Annotated in this window: 18 protein-coding genes; 4 read left to right on the top strand and 14 right to left on the bottom strand. The window is 39.2% G+C overall.

Annotated features, from left to right (window positions below):
- Window positions 1-447: 447 nt before the first annotated feature.
- Window positions 448-1,182, bottom strand: coding sequence for a thioredoxin domain-containing protein (locus tag BK581_RS10910; protein WP_169837673.1), 735 nt, complete (start codon window positions 1,180-1,182; stop codon window positions 448-450).
- A gap of 225 nt (window positions 1,183-1,407) precedes the next feature.
- Between BK581_RS10910 and BK581_RS10915 the strand changes: the two genes are divergently transcribed.
- The 4 genes from BK581_RS10915 to BK581_RS10930 all read left to right on the top strand — a co-directional run bounded on the left by BK581_RS10915 (window position 1,408) and on the right by BK581_RS10930 (window position 5,519).
- Window positions 1,408-1,713, top strand: a complete 306-nt coding sequence (locus tag BK581_RS10915) for a PTS sugar transporter subunit IIB (protein ID WP_078578204.1) — start codon at window positions 1,408-1,410, stop codon at window positions 1,711-1,713.
- Window positions 1,714-1,726: 13 nt separating this feature from the next.
- Window positions 1,727-3,067, top strand: coding sequence for a PTS cellobiose transporter subunit IIC (gene celB, locus BK581_RS10920; protein ID WP_078578205.1), 1,341 nt, complete (start codon window positions 1,727-1,729; stop codon window positions 3,065-3,067).
- 38 nt (window positions 3,068-3,105) lie between these two features.
- Window positions 3,106-3,444 (top strand): PTS lactose/cellobiose transporter subunit IIA, encoded by a 339-nt coding sequence (locus BK581_RS10925; RefSeq protein WP_078578206.1) that lies wholly within the window; start codon window positions 3,106-3,108, stop codon window positions 3,442-3,444.
- Window positions 3,445-3,581: 137 nt separating this feature from the next.
- The gene (locus BK581_RS10930) at window positions 3,582-5,519 is read left to right on the top strand and encodes a BglG family transcription antiterminator (RefSeq protein WP_078578207.1); all 1,938 of its coding nucleotides are present in this window, start codon (window positions 3,582-3,584) and stop codon (window positions 5,517-5,519) included.
- Window positions 5,520-5,590: 71 nt separating this feature from the next.
- Here BK581_RS10930 and BK581_RS10935 read toward each other — a convergent pair whose 3' ends face one another.
- The 13 genes from BK581_RS10935 to BK581_RS10995 all read right to left on the bottom strand — a co-directional run bounded on the left by BK581_RS10935 (window position 5,591) and on the right by BK581_RS10995 (window position 15,389).
- Window positions 5,591-6,145, bottom strand: coding sequence for a LemA family protein (locus tag BK581_RS10935; RefSeq protein WP_078578208.1), 555 nt, complete (start codon window positions 6,143-6,145; stop codon window positions 5,591-5,593).
- A 12-nt stretch (window positions 6,146-6,157) separates the two neighbouring features.
- Window positions 6,158-7,309, bottom strand: a complete 1,152-nt coding sequence (locus BK581_RS10940; protein WP_078578209.1) for a DUF3137 domain-containing protein — start codon at window positions 7,307-7,309, stop codon at window positions 6,158-6,160.
- Window positions 7,310-8,022: 713 nt separating this feature from the next.
- Window positions 8,023-8,454 carry a VOC family protein gene (locus tag BK581_RS10945; protein WP_078578210.1) on the bottom strand — a complete coding sequence of 144 codons (432 nt, stop codon included), beginning with the start codon at window positions 8,452-8,454 and terminating at the stop codon, window positions 8,023-8,025.
- Between the two features lie 244 nt (window positions 8,455-8,698).
- Complete coding sequence (locus BK581_RS10950; protein ID WP_078578211.1) at window positions 8,699-9,514, bottom strand: alpha/beta fold hydrolase; 816 nt, start codon at window positions 9,512-9,514, stop codon at window positions 8,699-8,701.
- Between the two features lie 17 nt (window positions 9,515-9,531).
- The gene (locus BK581_RS10955; protein WP_078578212.1) at window positions 9,532-9,939 is read right to left on the bottom strand and encodes a VOC family protein; all 408 of its coding nucleotides are present in this window, start codon (window positions 9,937-9,939) and stop codon (window positions 9,532-9,534) included.
- A gap of 190 nt (window positions 9,940-10,129) precedes the next feature.
- Window positions 10,130-10,684 (bottom strand): dihydrofolate reductase family protein, encoded by a 555-nt coding sequence (locus BK581_RS10960; protein ID WP_078578213.1) that lies wholly within the window; start codon window positions 10,682-10,684, stop codon window positions 10,130-10,132.
- On the bottom strand, window positions 10,635-11,087 hold the full coding sequence (locus tag BK581_RS10965) for a VOC family protein (RefSeq protein ID WP_245829006.1): 453 nt from the start codon (window positions 11,085-11,087) through the stop codon (window positions 10,635-10,637). The genes BK581_RS10960 and BK581_RS10965 overlap by 50 nt, the downstream gene beginning before the upstream one ends.
- Window positions 11,080-11,700, bottom strand: coding sequence for a dihydrofolate reductase family protein (locus tag BK581_RS10970; protein WP_078578214.1), 621 nt, complete (start codon window positions 11,698-11,700; stop codon window positions 11,080-11,082). The genes BK581_RS10965 and BK581_RS10970 overlap by 8 nt, the downstream gene beginning before the upstream one ends.
- 165 nt (window positions 11,701-11,865) lie before the next feature.
- A complete protein-coding gene (locus BK581_RS10975; protein WP_078578215.1) occupies window positions 11,866-12,234 on the bottom strand; it encodes a nuclear transport factor 2 family protein in 369 nt (122 codons plus the stop codon).
- A gap of 165 nt (window positions 12,235-12,399) precedes the next feature.
- Window positions 12,400-13,191, bottom strand: coding sequence for a helix-turn-helix domain-containing protein (locus BK581_RS10980; protein ID WP_078578216.1), 792 nt, complete (start codon window positions 13,189-13,191; stop codon window positions 12,400-12,402).
- Between the two features lie 132 nt (window positions 13,192-13,323).
- Window positions 13,324-13,647, bottom strand: a complete 324-nt coding sequence (gene cutA, locus BK581_RS10985) for a divalent cation tolerance protein CutA (protein WP_078578217.1) — start codon at window positions 13,645-13,647, stop codon at window positions 13,324-13,326.
- Window positions 13,648-13,784: 137 nt separating this feature from the next.
- Window positions 13,785-14,924 (bottom strand): acyltransferase family protein, encoded by a 1,140-nt coding sequence (locus BK581_RS10990; protein WP_169837675.1) that lies wholly within the window; start codon window positions 14,922-14,924, stop codon window positions 13,785-13,787.
- Window positions 14,925-15,059: 135 nt separating this feature from the next.
- Window positions 15,060-15,389 carry an AbrB/MazE/SpoVT family DNA-binding domain-containing protein gene (locus tag BK581_RS10995; RefSeq protein WP_078578219.1) on the bottom strand — a complete coding sequence of 110 codons (330 nt, stop codon included), beginning with the start codon at window positions 15,387-15,389 and terminating at the stop codon, window positions 15,060-15,062.
- Window positions 15,390-15,945: the final 556 nt, after the last annotated feature.

Genomic DNA, 15,945 nt, shown 5'->3' on the forward strand with positions numbered 1-15,945 from the left:
AACCCACTCTGAGAAATAGACGGAATAAATTCTCTTAAATAGTCATTAATCATGGCAATAGCTTAAATAGACGGAGGGATTCCGCTAATGAGCCGTAAAATATGAGAAATGGGGCATTTTGCTTTAGATAATCGGAAAATTTCCTCTTATATTCTCCATAATGAGCTCATCCCTCCATATAACCGAAAAATCTCCGCTTATTTTACTTCCCCAATGACGCGATTATTGCCAAAACTTCTTATCTAAAGATAAAGAGGGGCAGGTTCTAAAACGAACTTCATTCTTCTCCCACTGATCGGGAGTTGGGTAGCGTCCGTTATCTCCAGCCTATATAGCCTAACTTATCCTTCTGTCTTGATCCGGGAGATTTACGAACACGTTGATAAAATACAAAAAGGCGAGATATACTCTCACCTTTAACCGTCACTGCTCATAATCATCATTTAGTTAGCAATCATCATCATTTTCGCCACAACTTTCACCGCTGCTAGGCCATTTTGCTCGTTCCGTTGTTTCGAGTAGGTGTTTGATTTCTTCGTAGTCCATCATATCTTCAATTTTATAGCCATTCACGTAAATTGAAGGCACGACCTCAACGTCTAATCCACGCGTCACTTGCCTTGTTCGTCTGATAACATCATAATCAAGCTCAATCTCTTCCCACTCATTCAAGTCAAATTCTGAAGCTAAGCTTTCAATATACGCTTCTGACCCCCAATGGGCGTCTTCAAATGTTTCATATATTTTATGAGTGACATCAAAATATTGTTCAGGATAACGCTGTGCCACCTTCTCTGTAAATTCTGTCAGCGCCAGCGATTCTTTACTTAAAAATACTTGGGGCAAAATATAAAACTTTACATCTCCTGAATCAATATAATCGTCCTTCAACTGTCCATAAATCTCTTCTACCCATTCTTTACAATAAGGACAAGCATAATCTAACACGAAAATGACCTCATTTTCTGCCTCTTCTTCCCCCAAAAAGAGTCGATCCTCTATTAAATCAGCCGTTTGATAAGCCGTTGGTTCAATATATTCTCCCTCTTCCTCCCCTAAAACTGGCTCATCCTGATCAGTTGCCGGCCAAAAGACGACGATAACAAAGCTTAGCACGATGAGTAGAACAGCAATCATACCTACAATACTCGCAAACAGATGACTAACAAATGTATGTTTCATTCTATTATCACCTCGTTTTATTATCACAACTATCGATAGCATAGCTTATTAGCCTATTGTATAGCCGCTACCTTTCTTACAATCTCATGACTGTTTAGAACAAATTTAAAGAATAATCTTTTTCCATAGTGATACGGAAAAAACCTAGATTCAAATGTAAGCGCTTTTAAAATAAAATAAAATGTATAAACATCTAAAACATTTTACTAGAGAGGGGTTTACTAAATGAATATTTTGTTATGTTGTGCAGCCGGTATGTCAACAAGTCTTCTAGTGAGCAGAATGGAAAAAGCCGCAAAAGAGCAAGGGAAAGACTACACCATATGGGCGGTGCCTGGCGAACAGGCACGAAAACAAATTGACAAGGCTGATGTGTTGTTACTGGGACCCCAAGTGAGGTTTATGCTTAACGATATGGCTGAATTAGGAAAATCCAAAGGAGTACCCGTGGATGTTATTAACACCCTTCATTATGGTACAGCAGATGGTGCAGAAGTGTTAAAGCACGCAGAGTCAATGGCAGAAAAATAGGAGGGGATCACCGATGAGTAACTTCACTACACTATTAGAACGTAAGGTCATGCCGTTTGCAGGAAAGCTCGCTGCTCAAAGGCACCTCCAAGCTCTTAGAGACGGTATTATCCTTACAATGCCACTTATTATTGTTGGCTCAGTATTTTTGATTTTAGCCAATTTACCTGTTCCTGGATATACAGACTTTATGGCAAACATATTTGGTGACGAATGGGCCACCAAACTTCAATACCCCGTCGGTGTGACATTTGATATTATGGCGCTTATCGCAGGTTTCGGCGTCGCCTACCGGCTGGCAGAAAAGTATGAACTAGATGCCTTAACTTCTGGCGCCATTTCTTTAGCAGCTTTTTTATTGGCTACCCCTTATCAAGTGTCATTCATACCGAGCGGAGAATCGGAAGCCATCCTAGTGGATGGAGGGATTCCCCTAGCTTTAACTGGAAGTCAAGGACTGTTCATTGCTCTCATTATTGCAATGGTATCAACTGAAATTTACCGTTTTATTGTTAGTAAAAATTTAGTTATTAGAATGCCCGACGGCGTACCGCCTGCTGTAACTAAATCATTTATAGCTCTCATCCCAGGGTTTGCCGTCATTACAACGATTTGGATCGCCAGAATTGTGATTGAGATGACACCATTCGGTGATTTACACAATCTCGTTTTTCAGGTTGTTGGTGCCCCCCTCTCTCTCGTAGGAGGATCTCTTTTAGGCAGTCTGGTCGCTGTATTTATTATGATGTTTCTCTGGTCAGCAGGCATTCACGGCGCCAATATTGTAGGCGGTATTATGGCTCCAATTTGGTATGGCGCAATGGATGAAAATAGACTCGCTTTTCAGGCTGGGGAAGAACTACCGAATATATTTACACAGCAATTTTTTGAAGTATTTATTAATCTCGGGGGAAGCGGCGCAACCTTGGGCCTTGTCTTAATGATGTTGTTTTGGGCTAAGAGTAAACAAATGAAGCAACTAGGTAAACTAGCAGCAGGACCAGCGGCCTTTAACATCAATGAACCGGTGATTTTCGGAACGCCAGTAGTGCTAAACCCGATGCTCATCGTTCCCTTTATTTTGACCCCCTTAACATTAGTCGTCACAACGTATATAGGGATGTCCACTGGTTTAGTTGCTAAGCCAGCCGGGATTGCTGTTCCGTGGACGATGCCACCCATTATTTCTGGTTATCTCGCTACAGGGGGGAGTATTTCAGGTTCTATTATGCAGATTATTAATATTAGCATCGGTTTAATTATTTACTTTGGTTTTTTCAGACTATGGGATAGACAAAAATTTGCGGAAGAAACAACATCCAGCAGTAAAACTTCGAATAAAAGCCATGGATAACATAATTAAAGTCACGCGAATAGAAAAGGAGTAACCATATGGAAAATTTAGAGTCTACTATTTTTCAACTTATCCTTCACGGCGGTGACGGAAAAAGTCTTGCCATGGAGGCTCTGGCTGAAGCTAGAAAAGGGGACATCCCCTCTGCCAAAGAAAAAATTGATGCATGTGTTGACGCCTTGAATGAAGCCCACCATATTCAGACGTCACTCATCCAAAAAGAAACTAGCGGCAACCTAACAGTGATCTCACTTCTTATGGTTCACGCACAAGATCACTTGATGAATGCCATAACAGTCAAAGATATGGCAATAGAAATGATAGAGATTTATGATAAAATGAATCAAATCTCTCATTACCAACACGATAATCAATAGCCTGTTTAGTATTGATATTTTTTGAGGAAGGTAACTCTTTCACATGACTAACCCTCTCCCACTTAAACTACTAATAAGTGGGATGATTACCTTTCCGCCATCACACGTAATTTCGCACACCAAAGAGGGGAGGAGACATGTTAACTCAGCGTAAACAAGCTATTTTTAATGAACTATTGAAAGCAGACAACCCTGTCAGTAGTGATGACATTGCCTCTATTATTCACGTCACATCAAGAACTGTGCGAAACGACATTAAAGAGATGGAGCCTACACTTGTGGAAAATGGCATGAGACTTCAATCCATTCGAGGGCAAGGCTATCACCTTAAGGTTATTCACGAAACTACGTTTAAAAATTTTGTCACTCTCCTTTCAAGGAATACCAAAATTTCGCCCGAAACTCCCGCTGAACGGGTACGTTTTATGATTATAAGACTGCTATTAGCCAACAACTATATTAAATCAGACGATCTGGCTGCCGCTCTGCATATCAGTGAATCGACAATAAAAAATGATATAAAGGCGCTGAAAAAAGAATTAGAACGCTTTCATATCTCCTTAGCCCATAAACCAGGCCACGGCCTCCGTCTTCAAGGAGAAGAACGCCAACTTCGGTTTTGCATGTCTGAATATATCATGAACAGACGAGAGGTTGAACCAGATATCATCTCTTGTCCTGACACTCTTTTAGACCAAAAAATTCTCAAAATTATCCATCAGACAGTCTATAGTCAGTTGCAAGCTTCCAACATTCACCTGTCAGATGTGGCGATTAAAAATCTCATTATTCATATTGCGATTGCCTGCAAACGAATTAAAGAGAAAAATTATGTGGATATGGACAGTCCCGGATTAACTGATATTTGTACAAAACAAGAATTCCATATTGCTGAACTTATTCTTCATAAACTTGAAATACAGCTTAATGTCACTTTTCCAACATCAGAAATTGCTTATATTGCCCTTCATTTACTCGGAACTAATTTACGTAGTTTTTCAGATATAAATTCTTGTGAGTTAAAAGATATAATGGCTGAAGATATCTATCGTTTAACGATGTGTATGCTAAATAAAATAGACGAGAAACTTCATTTACGTTTATTCGACCAGGAGTTGATAGTTGCCCTTTGTACCCACTTACGTCCTGCTATTACGAGGCATAAATACGGTATGAATTTGCGCAATCCCTTACTACACGAAATCAAAAATCACTATCCAGTGGCGATGGAAGCTGCCATCATGGCTAGTCTTGTACTTAAAGAAGAACTGGACATCGATATCCACGAGAACGAAATTGGCTTTATTGCCCTTCATATCGGGGCAGCTATCGAACGAAAGAAGCTAACTAGTCACCGCAAAAAATGTATGATCGTCTGTGCCACAGGGATAGGTACCGCGAAACTTCTCTACTATAAATTACAAGCGAGCTTCGATGGGAAACTGGAGATCATAGGCACAACTGGCTATCATCACCTTCATAATTTAGAAAAGCATTCCCTCGATTTTATTGTTAGTACCGTACCTATTCGAAAAAATATTGGTATACCTGTCGTTGTCATTTCAGCTATTCCAACAAAGCATGATGTTGATCGTATTAGTCATGTTTTGAAAAATACCGACAGCACTGTCTCATTTAAATCCTATATTAATGAGGACTTTATTTTTCTTAATCACTCTTCTGAAACAAAAGAGGAGACTTTAACGTTTTTAGCTAAACAATTAATGACCAAAGGTATGGTTAATGACGGCTATTATGACGACTTAATGAGCCGGGAGAAGGTGTCCCCTACTTCGTTCGGCAATCTTATAGCTATTCCGCACCCACTTCACCCTCAAACGGAGCGGACTTTTTTAACATTTTGCACATTAAAAAAACCGATAAAATGGGGAGCGCAATCTGTCCAACTTATCTGCTTATTAAATATTGAAAAAAACAGTGACGAAGACTTTCAGCAAATGTACAAATGGTTAGCCAACCTCTTAGATAACTTTCAAAAGATTAAAGATTTAATAAAATGTACGAATAAGCAAGATTTTTTACACGCGCTTTATAAAGATAATACCTCATGTTAATAATCGTCATGACACTTTATAATTAAAAAGCTGTGGGCCAACTCTTATCGACCCACAGCTTTATTATCTGTTTAGCGATTAAATAACGCTTTTACATCCACATTTTCCCGTTTTTCTGGTGGTGCTTCAAACATTTCTCTTGAGGTAAAGCGGAAGAAACCAGCAATGATGTTTCCAGGAAAAACAGCGATAGATTTATTGAATTTACCGACATGCCCGTTATAGTTACGACGAGCTGCTTGAATTTGCTCTTCGATTTCATTAATAGACCGTTGAATGTGCAAATAGTTCTCGTTAAATTTGAGTTCTGGATAGCGCTCGATTGTGACAGTAATAGCTTGCATTTCTTTCGTCAACTGGTTATGCGCTTTGATTTTTTCATCTGGATTGCTTGCTTTTAAAATACCTTGACGTAGCCCAACAACATTTTCTAATGCTTCAATTTCTTTATCCGTCGCTTGACGCGCTGTTTGTATTAAGTTATCAAGCTGATCCACCCGTTTCATTAGAAAAGCATCGAGATCCGCAAATGCATTATCAACATTTACATTAAGCTTTTGAAAACTGTTGTAATTCATAATAAGGAAAAGTGCCACTACAACTAGTACGATGATTAAAATAACCATTATTATCCCCCTCTATTCTTTAGACCAAATACGTAAATTTAAGTTCAATTCGTCAACTAACTCTAATGATTTATTAATGTCTTCATAATACTCCTGCACTAGGCTCTTATTAATTGGGGTTAGAAGACCTGATTCGAAATGTTCTTTACCTGTGGAAAGTAAGAAATACATTTTTCCATCTCTAAATGAAAAATAGGCCACATTCCGAGCATCTTGACTCGCTCGTCTCTGATCGCCACCTACATTAAGCCCCACTTTAACTGCCTCTTTTAAAGTTTCTGGCTTTGGTGTGTCCTGTGGCTGAACCTCTCTTTTCTTCGTAGCAAACTCGTAGAGACGTCTCATAAATCCTGGTGTTAGAATATATCGCGCTTTAATTTGATCTGTTGTGCGAACTGTGAACTTATCCATAAATTCCATATCCTCTAACTCTACTTCTTCTAGACGTCGCCCTTTTTCACCCGATAAGAAACGAGGTAACGATATCTTCAACCCTTTTTGTTTCGGTACAACCGTTGTTAAACCTTCAAAATCCTTATTAAAATCTACAACAAAGATCATGCCTTGGAAAATGGTCGTAACCCGTTCCTGTGTTTTCCCATTTTTGTCTTTGTATTTCTCTACCTTCTCGGCTTTAATCTCTGAGAACGACAGCTCCGTTTTCGTTCCTTTAATACCATTAGCATCAACATCGTCATTTCCTACAAAACCTTTTATTAAATCATCCCCTGAATAACGATTCGGGTCATCTTTAAAAATATTTGATTTTATAAATTGATTGCGATGTACATAGCTCTTCGGTTTGTACGTAAAATTAGGATTAAGGAATTGAATAAGTGCGGTAAGAAGTTGTTCTTTTATCTTGACTCGCATTTTCTTTCTTTGCTCATAAACATCCTTAAACAAATACGCGCCATATGCAGCCAATGCCGCTATCACATAGATTCTAAAACCATCAAAGAAAATGATCATGGCAAGTGCTACCAGGGCAGGTATGATGAGTTTTTTCGCCTGTTCTTTTGCTAAAGACATCGTTTTTTGTCGCTCTTCCTCCAACTTTTCTGCTATTGGTTGAAGATCTTTTTCATAGTGTTCGTCAAATTCTGCTTGTGTTTTTGAAAATCTCTCAAGTTGGTAAGTAGCATCTTGTTTCCCTATTTTCATCCACTCCTTTTTTGTAGTTAATTATAAGTACGATGTCGAACTAGGAAAAGATTCACAGGATCATCATAATATATCCCATTAAAGGTTGTCATTAGTACATATATCACATGCTCCTCCAGGTACTTTCCGACTTATTTTAATAAATTATTACCAAATACCCCCACTTCCACTGACTCTAAAAGTAAAAAAGAGATATTTAATCCTATTTAAAATCCTTTTATTTCCTTTTATTTCTTTTAATTAGGGCTCTTTTTTTCTTGAAAAATGTTGGGTTTTATATATTTCTGTCATATAAATGACTTATCTTATAAAACGAACCTTCAATCAGGGGCGCTTTCGTTCTTCTTCCACTGATTGGTCATTGCGTGAATCAGGACACGAGCTCCCGATTAAATAGCTGAGCCGGAGTTTTACGGACGCTTATTGTGATAAACAGATCTTAGAAAACAATTTGATCGGATTTTTCTACTTGCTAAAACTTTAAAATGTAGTTTCTTACATAAGCACAACGTAAACATTGCCTTTTCTATAATGTATCGTTGATTGAAGAGCACAAATGGATCATCATTGAGATACCTAAAAAGACCATGACCCATAAAATCGGGTCATGGTCATATTACATTGTTTGAATAACAATAGGTCTTCGAAGACACTGTTTTGAGGGACATAATTATTCAATTAACTGAAAGGTGCCTAAGGCGGGCGTCGTCACATTATCTATCTTCTGGTACCTGTGTTGAAATATGCCAAGTAACACCATATTTATCTATTAATTGGCCGTAGGCAGGGCTAAATTGTGTCGCTTGCAGCGTCATAATGTCTTTTCCTCCCTCTTTCAAATTTGAATAAATCTCTTCTGCTTTTCCAGGGGCGTCTACATTTATCGCCACTGTCACATTCGTTCCTACTGTATGGGGTTGACCAGGGAAATTATCAGATAGCATTAAATCTGACTCTCCAATCTTAAGATGCGCATGCATAACACGCTCCTTTGCGTCAGAGGGTACAGGCATACCAGCATCATCTGGTAAATCTCCAAATGTCATAACACCAAGTACTTCAGCTGCCAATGCTTTTTCGTAAAATGACACAACTTCTTTTGCATTGCCGTTACATATCAAATACGGGTTTATACCTAAAATCATCACGATTCACCCTCCACCTTTATTTTGGTTAGTTTATTATGAACGTACAAGTGACTGTTTATGTTTTTTTCAACCTTGTTAGCCTATCACCTTAAAGATTGTCAACTTTCATAAAATGAACCTTCAACCAGTGGGGGGGGTTCGCTCTTCTCCCACTGATTGGTAGTTGAGTGAATTAGGACATTAGCCTCGTTATCTCCCGCCTAAATATTTTAGCTCCGCTCTCTACTTTGAGCCGGGAGTTTTACGGACGGTTTTCTGTATAAAATTTTTTGAGCAAAGGGGCGAGAGCTGTTGGTGCCACATCATGATCTTGCCCTTGTAAAATGTGATATTCTCCATCGTTAAGATGTTCTACCAGTTTTTTTGCACCATCATGAAAAAATGCTTCACTATGTTCGCCCGCTATCACACATGTAGCACACAATACGTTAGACCATTTTCCTTTAGGTAATGGCATTCCTTTCGCCACATCTTTTACAATCATGCCATCATAAGGTAATGTATGAGCAACATCCTCAAACTCTTGCCACATAGGGTCACGCTGCATCGGTTCAAGATACTGATTCGGTATTAATAACGCCTGTGACATAAAGATAGTAACAGCTTTTGTCCGATCCCCTTGTTGAATCGCGTCATTCAGTTGTTCAACGTAATGACTCGGAAGAGGTGGGCGACTTTCATCAAGAATGAGTGGCGGTTCAAACACTGCCAGTTTTGTTAGCTTGCCTGATAATTTATTCGCTGCCTCAAGAGCCAGCACCGCTCCAGAAGACATACCAAACAACGAGGCACTTCCCCCTTCATTATTAATCAATGCCTCAATATCTTCTATTTCTTTCATCACGGTATAAGGAACCGTATCACTACTTTCTCCCCGCCCACGACGATCGTAGTTAATGACGGTAAACTGATCAGCTAACAGTGATACCAGTTCCACCTGTTTTGGATGGGAACGATAGCCGAGAGCCCCATTCACAAGAATGACGACTGGGCCAGCTCCTACTTGATCATAAACAATGGCCGTGCCATCTTTTGATAAGACAGTTTTTTTAGTCATCACTCCGCCTCCTTCAGTTATGATTCCAAATTCAATTGCCACGAAACACCAAAACGATCATCCACCCACGCAAATTTGTCACTAAAACCGTAATTGGCTAGTGGCATGTGAACCTGTCCACCATCGGAAAGTGCCTTGAACACGTTAGTGATTTCTTCGCCACTACGACACTTTATATAAAAAGAGACGGCAGGTGTAAAGGTCCATTCATGTTTCACATTACTATCTATACACATCATATCTTGACCGTTTATTGAAAAAACGGCATGCATCACACTTCCTTCTTTACCTGCTTCCCCTGCCTTATAACGCGTTACATTTACGATTTTTGAATTTTCAAAAATTGAAGTGTAGAAATTCATTGCTTCTTCTGCTTGACCGAAAAAAGTCAGAAACGGCGTAACTTTCTGTGTGAACCCTTTCATAAATATCCTCCTTAATTATCAATACAGCCCACATATTATCCTCGTTTATAAAACGATCCTTCAATTCATAAGGTGTTTTTCGTTCTTCTCCCACTGTTTAATCGTTGAGTGAATCAGAACATTAGCGTCTGTTAAGTCGCTCCTAAATAGATTTATCTGCTCTATTTTGAGGCAGGAGTTTTAGGAACAGTTATCTGTGATAAATAAGTAAAACATTACCACAATTGAAACCTTTAGTTTTTACATGCGTTAGCCCTCGTATTTCTGTCTTAAATAGTCGGTTTCCGCTCCCTAAAACAACTGGATTGACAATGAGTCTATATTCATCAATAACCCCATTTCTCATAAATGTCTCAGCAATATTTGCTCCACCAAATAAAACCATATCTTTTCCTGGCTCCCTTTTCAGCCTGAGTAACTCTTCTACTGCCTTCTCCTTTACGAGCCTAGCATTCCAGGTTACCTTATTTAACGTTCTTGAAAATACAATTTTATTTAATTTATTCATTTTCTGTGCAAAAGCGCGATCTTCTGCTGTATTTCCGCCAGCGTTCTCTGCGGCTGGCCAATGATTTATCATCAATTCATAGACAGTACGTCCATAAAGGAGTGTATCTACTGTTTCTAAAAAATCAGACATATACTCCTGCATGTCCGCATCCCATACATGCCAGGAGATATCTCGATTCGTACTTTCAATATATCCGTCTAATGATACGGCCATTGACAAAATCACGTTCCTCATCGATATCCCCTTCTTTTTTCAGGTTCAAAGATATCAAGTTTGTTACCATATAAGTCCTCAAACCCAACCCCTTTTCCCCCGGTACAGATTGAGGGACCCCATGGAAAATGATACCGCGAGCTTTCATGTTCGCAAAGTCTTCCTCTATATTATCCGTTTCAAACATGACTATCACTTGGCTATCGGCTTGCTTTCCAACCAAACTCTTTTCTTCCGGGGTCTCAGCTTGAACGAATTCTAATACCGTTTCATTGTCATCTGCCGGTGAAACCGTCACATAACGCCATCCTGGAGAGAATTCTTCATCAGCACGTATGTTAAACCCTAATTTTTCCGTATAAAACACTTTAGCCTTCTGTTGATCATGAACAAATAGGGTACATTGCAAGACTGATTTAATCATAACCTACACCTACTCTCTCAACTGAATACAGGACATGAGTCACATCCCGATCACTAACCGTCTCTTTAACCGTTAAGGGAATGCGTTCAGAAAGGGACGTAAACAATCGGGTGCCTTCCCCCAACAAAACAGGAATATGATGGATATGCAATTCGTCAACAAGCCCCGCTACCAAACATTGCTGGGCTGTTCTGGCACCGGCCACACCCACATTTTTTCCTTCTGCCTTTTCTTTTGCCTCCCGTACTGCACGTTCAACCCCACTCGTGACAAATGATATAGGTGTGTTCCCTTCTGGCGGTGCTATTGATGGACGATGTGTCAAGATGACTACTGGAACTCCCGCCGGATGGTTACCTTCCCATCCACCTACCACATTATAGGTTCGTCTCCCCGTTAAAATAGCTCCTGTAGAATCGACTGATTTATCAAACACCTCTCTACTAATTCGATTCATTTTGAAAAATGAACTATGTCTACTTTCCAATTGACCATTAAACAGCCACTGTTGCAAAACCGCTCCACCTTCACCTAGTGGCTCTTTTTGGCTATCATTTACTCCGGCAATAAATCCATCCAGCGACATAGACATATCAACGACAACCTTGCCCATTGGAGCACCTCCTTTAATAGCCTTTTCTCTACTAGCGATTCGCTGCGTTTAACCGTCAAGACAAAACGATATATTGAAGTTATTGCTTTTTTGTAAGGACCGTCAAATATATGATTTAACTTCTCTATTACATGTCAAAGTGACACAGCAGTTACTCACTGTCACTCACACGTCTTTCTTTTCAATCACAAACGAGGTCAGCTCTTTTATTTTTCCACCCTTATGCTTGTTCATCTTGTAAATGTCACAAAATTCGTAAGCTGTCACATTACCCGAGGGACTTGTTCCTTCTATCACCCCATTAACAGCAGCTGTGGTCCCATGGGTAATCACCGTGTCGATCGTGAGGCGATACGTTGTGTCACTTTTCATGTTCTCTAAAAATCTAATGACTTCTTCTTTCCCTTTAACTTCTTTCTCACCGACCATCCGCCATACAACATCCTCAGCTAAACCATTTGCTATCGATGAGATATCATGTGCTGCAAAAGCGTGATTAAATGATTCGAGAAAATTATGAAAGTCTGATTTCATCACATATGCCCCTTTCGTGTTTTAACGTTATTTCCCTTAATCATATCAGAATCTGTTTTCGTAAATTTCTTATAGATTGCTTTATCACGGGCGCTAATGTCCTGACTCACGCAACGTCCAATCAGTGGTAGAAGTACGAAAGCGTCCACTCCTTGAAGGTTCGTGTTATATATGAAGCCGACTCAAAAAGCTCTTCATCAGTAAGGGAAGGGAAATTAGTATGGGTGGATCGTCCAGTTTAGGTGGGTAAAGCATGACATCTTGATGAGGGATAGAAGAAAACGGCTTGACCGTAATAGGGTATTTGGTTCTTGTTCGTAAGGTTTGATAAGGAAGCATGTAATCAATGGAAGTCATCCCCCACGAGACAGACGTAGCCATAAGGTAATATCTACCGGGTTTAACCTGTGTAAACCGGAAGTTTCCTTGGTCTAAGATGAGTGTGCCATAAAGCGGTCTCCCTTCTGGAATAGGCTTCGGAAAAAGACCAATGAGAATGATCCCCTTAAAAGGTTCTGATGTGCTCATCGTCCCTGTCATATCAGCGTATTCTCCTACATAATTGATCGATGACGTTGACCAGTTAGACAGCTTGCTTAGTGCTTCAAGATGGCTTGGCGCTTCGTGCGCTGTCTTACGAAAACGAGAAGGAGATAGACCTATTCGTTGAGTAAAACGTGTAGTGAACGTGCCAAGACTCTGCTGTCCAATTTCTAAACCGATATCACGTATAGTTAAGTCTGTTCGCAATAAGAGATCTTTGGCTTTTTGCATGCGTAATGATGCCACATAGTAGATTGGGGATAGACCTGTTTTTTGCTTAAAGAGCCGTGAAAAATGATAGGGACTGTAGGAAATATGGCGGGCTAAATGAGATAAAGACAAAGGGTCGTCTAAGTGTTGCTTCATATACAGAATAGCGTCCTCTATTTCTGAATAGTGATTGACCTTCGACATTCGTCTCCTCCAAATCTAGTTTAATTTTAAGAACATTCATCATGATTATTAAGCACTCTAACAACTTAGTAATATAGTTAATATTCTTTCTTAACATTGAAAACCCTTTTTTCAGTCAGTCTTAATTAAGGCTCACACATCCATCAGGGGAATGACATGATAAACCGGCTCCTCATAAGGGTGGATGTCTTCAATGATTTCTTTAACAGCTAGCACGTTGTTACAGTGGGTTTTAAATGTGACAAGGCATTCTGTGCCGTGGGATATCTTCCCTTCTTCCCCTTCAAATGGTTCGGCTCCTTCCAACGGTCTCCAATAACAATGAACATGGGAATAAGAGATAACATGATCATAATTCCCCTGCCTAATGACAGCTGCTTCATTTAATTTATTTCTCAATAATGCTATGTATCCTTCTGGCATAAGAACCTCAATTTTTACGTGTGTGAACTGCATGTGTGCTGAGCCTCCTAAATCTTCGTCATTTATGAGCTGATTCGTTATGTATCCACGTATATCGTTGCTCGTCAAAAACAATTATATGATAAGAATAACGTCTTTTCCCATCAAAAAGAACCCGAAACATTTTTAGATTAACGTCTCGGGTTCCAGACTGATCGCTTTAAAGCATTTAAATTGTTAAGGGGACCTGATACTTGCTCCTGTTTTCTCCACTCTAAAGGTGACCGAGTGTTTAACGGGACAGGGAGCGTCTTTCCGAATAAATAACTCCTAAATGGGAGGATTGATGTTAATTTAACAACTAAGATAGACAATCCTATACATGTTACCGTCGCAATAATTAAGTACAGAAAAGGATGTATAAGATTTATTTGAGGCATAAAGTGAAGGAAGACCGTGTGCAACAAATAAATATTAAAAGAGTATCTGCTAATGATGAGTATAAGTGAAGGTGTCTTATTCACTTGGGAAGCGAGAAGTAAAATAAACGCTATAACTGCTGTCGTAAACAGGACGTAATCAATTCTTTTCGAGGAGACAACAGATAATATGTCGGTGCGAACGAGTCCGAAAATGAGCACAGTAATGAGAAATGGAAGCACGTATACATACTGTTTATAAGGTTTTAATTTTTCTATGATGGTGTGGTAATGCTTACCACTGTAATAACCGACTGTAAAATAAAACAACCAACCGAAGACAGGTAGCCAATGACCTCTCTGCCAAAAGTACTCACCTAACCCAGAGGCTGGGGGTGGCGTGAAGTGAAAGAATGACAAATAAGCCACATTTATAACAAAAGAGCCTACCAATACTAATCGTGGCGACCATACTTTTAACCGCTTCTCCATCAACATATGTAACAGATAAAATTGAAAAATAACGAGTACAAAATAACCGGTATAGCCTCCCATAAAGAGATTTAGAACCACCTGATTAATAAATGAACCGCCTATCTCCCTCGTAATAGTAGCGAAAATAACGCCCATAAAAATAAAAGGCACTAACAAAAACTTAATCCGCTTCACAAAAAAACCTTTCGGCACACCGTTGGCATAAGAACAAGAAAGTAAAAACTCCGAAATAAAAACAAAAGTAGGGGTGCCAAATAGAAATATAAATCTTAAAGCAATTAAAAAGTATTCTTCTGCTTGACTCATTGTATCGACATAATGAGATAACGTCGTCGTAATACTATGCGTTAAAACAACTGCAAGACAGGCTATGGCCCGCAACCAATAAATTTCTTTTATGACATTAGATCTACCCAATACAATGCCCCCCTGCCTGTAAAAGCGTCTCTAATTTACCCTTCGCAAAAAGCAAAGAGTCTTTAGGGGTTTTTGTTCGATTGTCCGCATCTAACAAATAAGTCAGGTCATGAGGGGCTAAGGCATTATCTCCTATTAACACCTGTAAAGGACCAATCCTTCATGATTATGAAACAAAAAAATGGACAGCACGTCTCCCTCTTTTATACTCATAAATTTTTTAATTTCTGAGGGGATTCGGATTGTACCATTTTTGTTTACACTCATCTCATTATGATACGATTCAGGCCCAGGGCGAACAATTTTTATTTCATGTTGATTATCACCAAAAATAACCGAAACAGACTCCCTTTGTAGGAATGGAAGCTTCTTTCTGAGTTCGTAGGGCAGGCGAACAGTTTGGTGTCGACTAAACGTACACGTTAAATGTGTATTTATAAGGGTTAAGTGATGTGCATTCTCCATAATGATCCTCCTCAAAAGCCGATTATAACTGTGAGTTTAGGAGATAAATATGAAAAAAGTTTAAAGACTGACCACGGATCAATAACATTGTATAAGACCCCTCCCATTACAAGTTGCGAGTTCGACTTAAACAAATGTTTAATACCTCTAGACTTATCCTTTTGTAAAGAACCTAATTTCCCCATGATACACAATTACTTCACGGCACTTTCCTGCACAAAAAAACAAGCATTAGCACATCTTTGGCAATGGCTCTTAATCGTACTTCTTGTATTCAGATCTATATACTTTGTAAATAAGAGGACAAATACAATTGATATCATGAGTAAATGGTATTCACCGTTCTAATACTTGTTTGGCATACAAACACATGTCAGCACTTCCCAATCAAGAACATATACACTCGGCCATCATGTACCTTGCACTCTTTTAAACAGGCATTAAATAAGTGATGACAAGCTTTGAGTCAATCGTTTAATAGTGTCATTTATCTATCATCAGTTTGGGATATCATTTCTTCCCTGCTCATCCTATGTACTTGTTTTATTATCCGAAA

Origin of the sequence: Salipaludibacillus agaradhaerens, assembly GCF_002019735.1 — a bacterium.
Taxonomy (GTDB): domain Bacteria; phylum Bacillota; class Bacilli; order Bacillales; family Salisediminibacteriaceae; genus Salipaludibacillus; species Salipaludibacillus agaradhaerens.

Coding starts and splice junctions, on each gene's coding strand:
- BK581_RS10910 (WP_169837673.1), bottom strand. CDS start 1,182: ATGAAACATACATTTGTTAGTCATCTGTTTGCGAGTATTGTAGGTATG.
- BK581_RS10915 (WP_078578204.1), top strand. CDS start 1,408: ATGAATATTTTGTTATGTTGTGCAGCCGGTATGTCAACAAGTCTTCTA.
- celB (WP_078578205.1), top strand. CDS start 1,727: ATGAGTAACTTCACTACACTATTAGAACGTAAGGTCATGCCGTTTGCA.
- BK581_RS10925 (WP_078578206.1), top strand. CDS start 3,106: ATGGAAAATTTAGAGTCTACTATTTTTCAACTTATCCTTCACGGCGGT.
- BK581_RS10930 (WP_078578207.1), top strand. CDS start 3,582: ATGTTAACTCAGCGTAAACAAGCTATTTTTAATGAACTATTGAAAGCA.
- BK581_RS10935 (WP_078578208.1), bottom strand. CDS start 6,145: ATGGTTATTTTAATCATCGTACTAGTTGTAGTGGCACTTTTCCTTATT.
- BK581_RS10940 (WP_078578209.1), bottom strand. CDS start 7,309: ATGAAAATAGGGAAACAAGATGCTACTTACCAACTTGAGAGATTTTCA.
- BK581_RS10945 (WP_078578210.1), bottom strand. CDS start 8,454: ATGATTTTAGGTATAAACCCGTATTTGATATGTAACGGCAATGCAAAA.
- BK581_RS10950 (WP_078578211.1), bottom strand. CDS start 9,514: ATGACTAAAAAAACTGTCTTATCAAAAGATGGCACGGCCATTGTTTAT.
- BK581_RS10955 (WP_078578212.1), bottom strand. CDS start 9,939: ATGAAAGGGTTCACACAGAAAGTTACGCCGTTTCTGACTTTTTTCGGT.
- BK581_RS10960 (WP_078578213.1), bottom strand. CDS start 10,684: ATGAGGAACGTGATTTTGTCAATGGCCGTATCATTAGACGGATATATT.
- BK581_RS10965 (WP_245829006.1), bottom strand. CDS start 11,087: ATGATTAAATCAGTCTTGCAATGTACCCTATTTGTTCATGATCAACAG.
- BK581_RS10970 (WP_078578214.1), bottom strand. CDS start 11,700: ATGGGCAAGGTTGTCGTTGATATGTCTATGTCGCTGGATGGATTTATT.
- BK581_RS10975 (WP_078578215.1), bottom strand. CDS start 12,234: ATGAAATCAGACTTTCATAATTTTCTCGAATCATTTAATCACGCTTTT.
- BK581_RS10980 (WP_078578216.1), bottom strand. CDS start 13,191: ATGTCGAAGGTCAATCACTATTCAGAAATAGAGGACGCTATTCTGTAT.
- cutA (WP_078578217.1), bottom strand. CDS start 13,647: ATGCAGTTCACACACGTAAAAATTGAGGTTCTTATGCCAGAAGGATAC.
- BK581_RS10995 (WP_078578219.1), bottom strand. CDS start 15,389: ATGGAGAATGCACATCACTTAACCCTTATAAATACACATTTAACGTGT.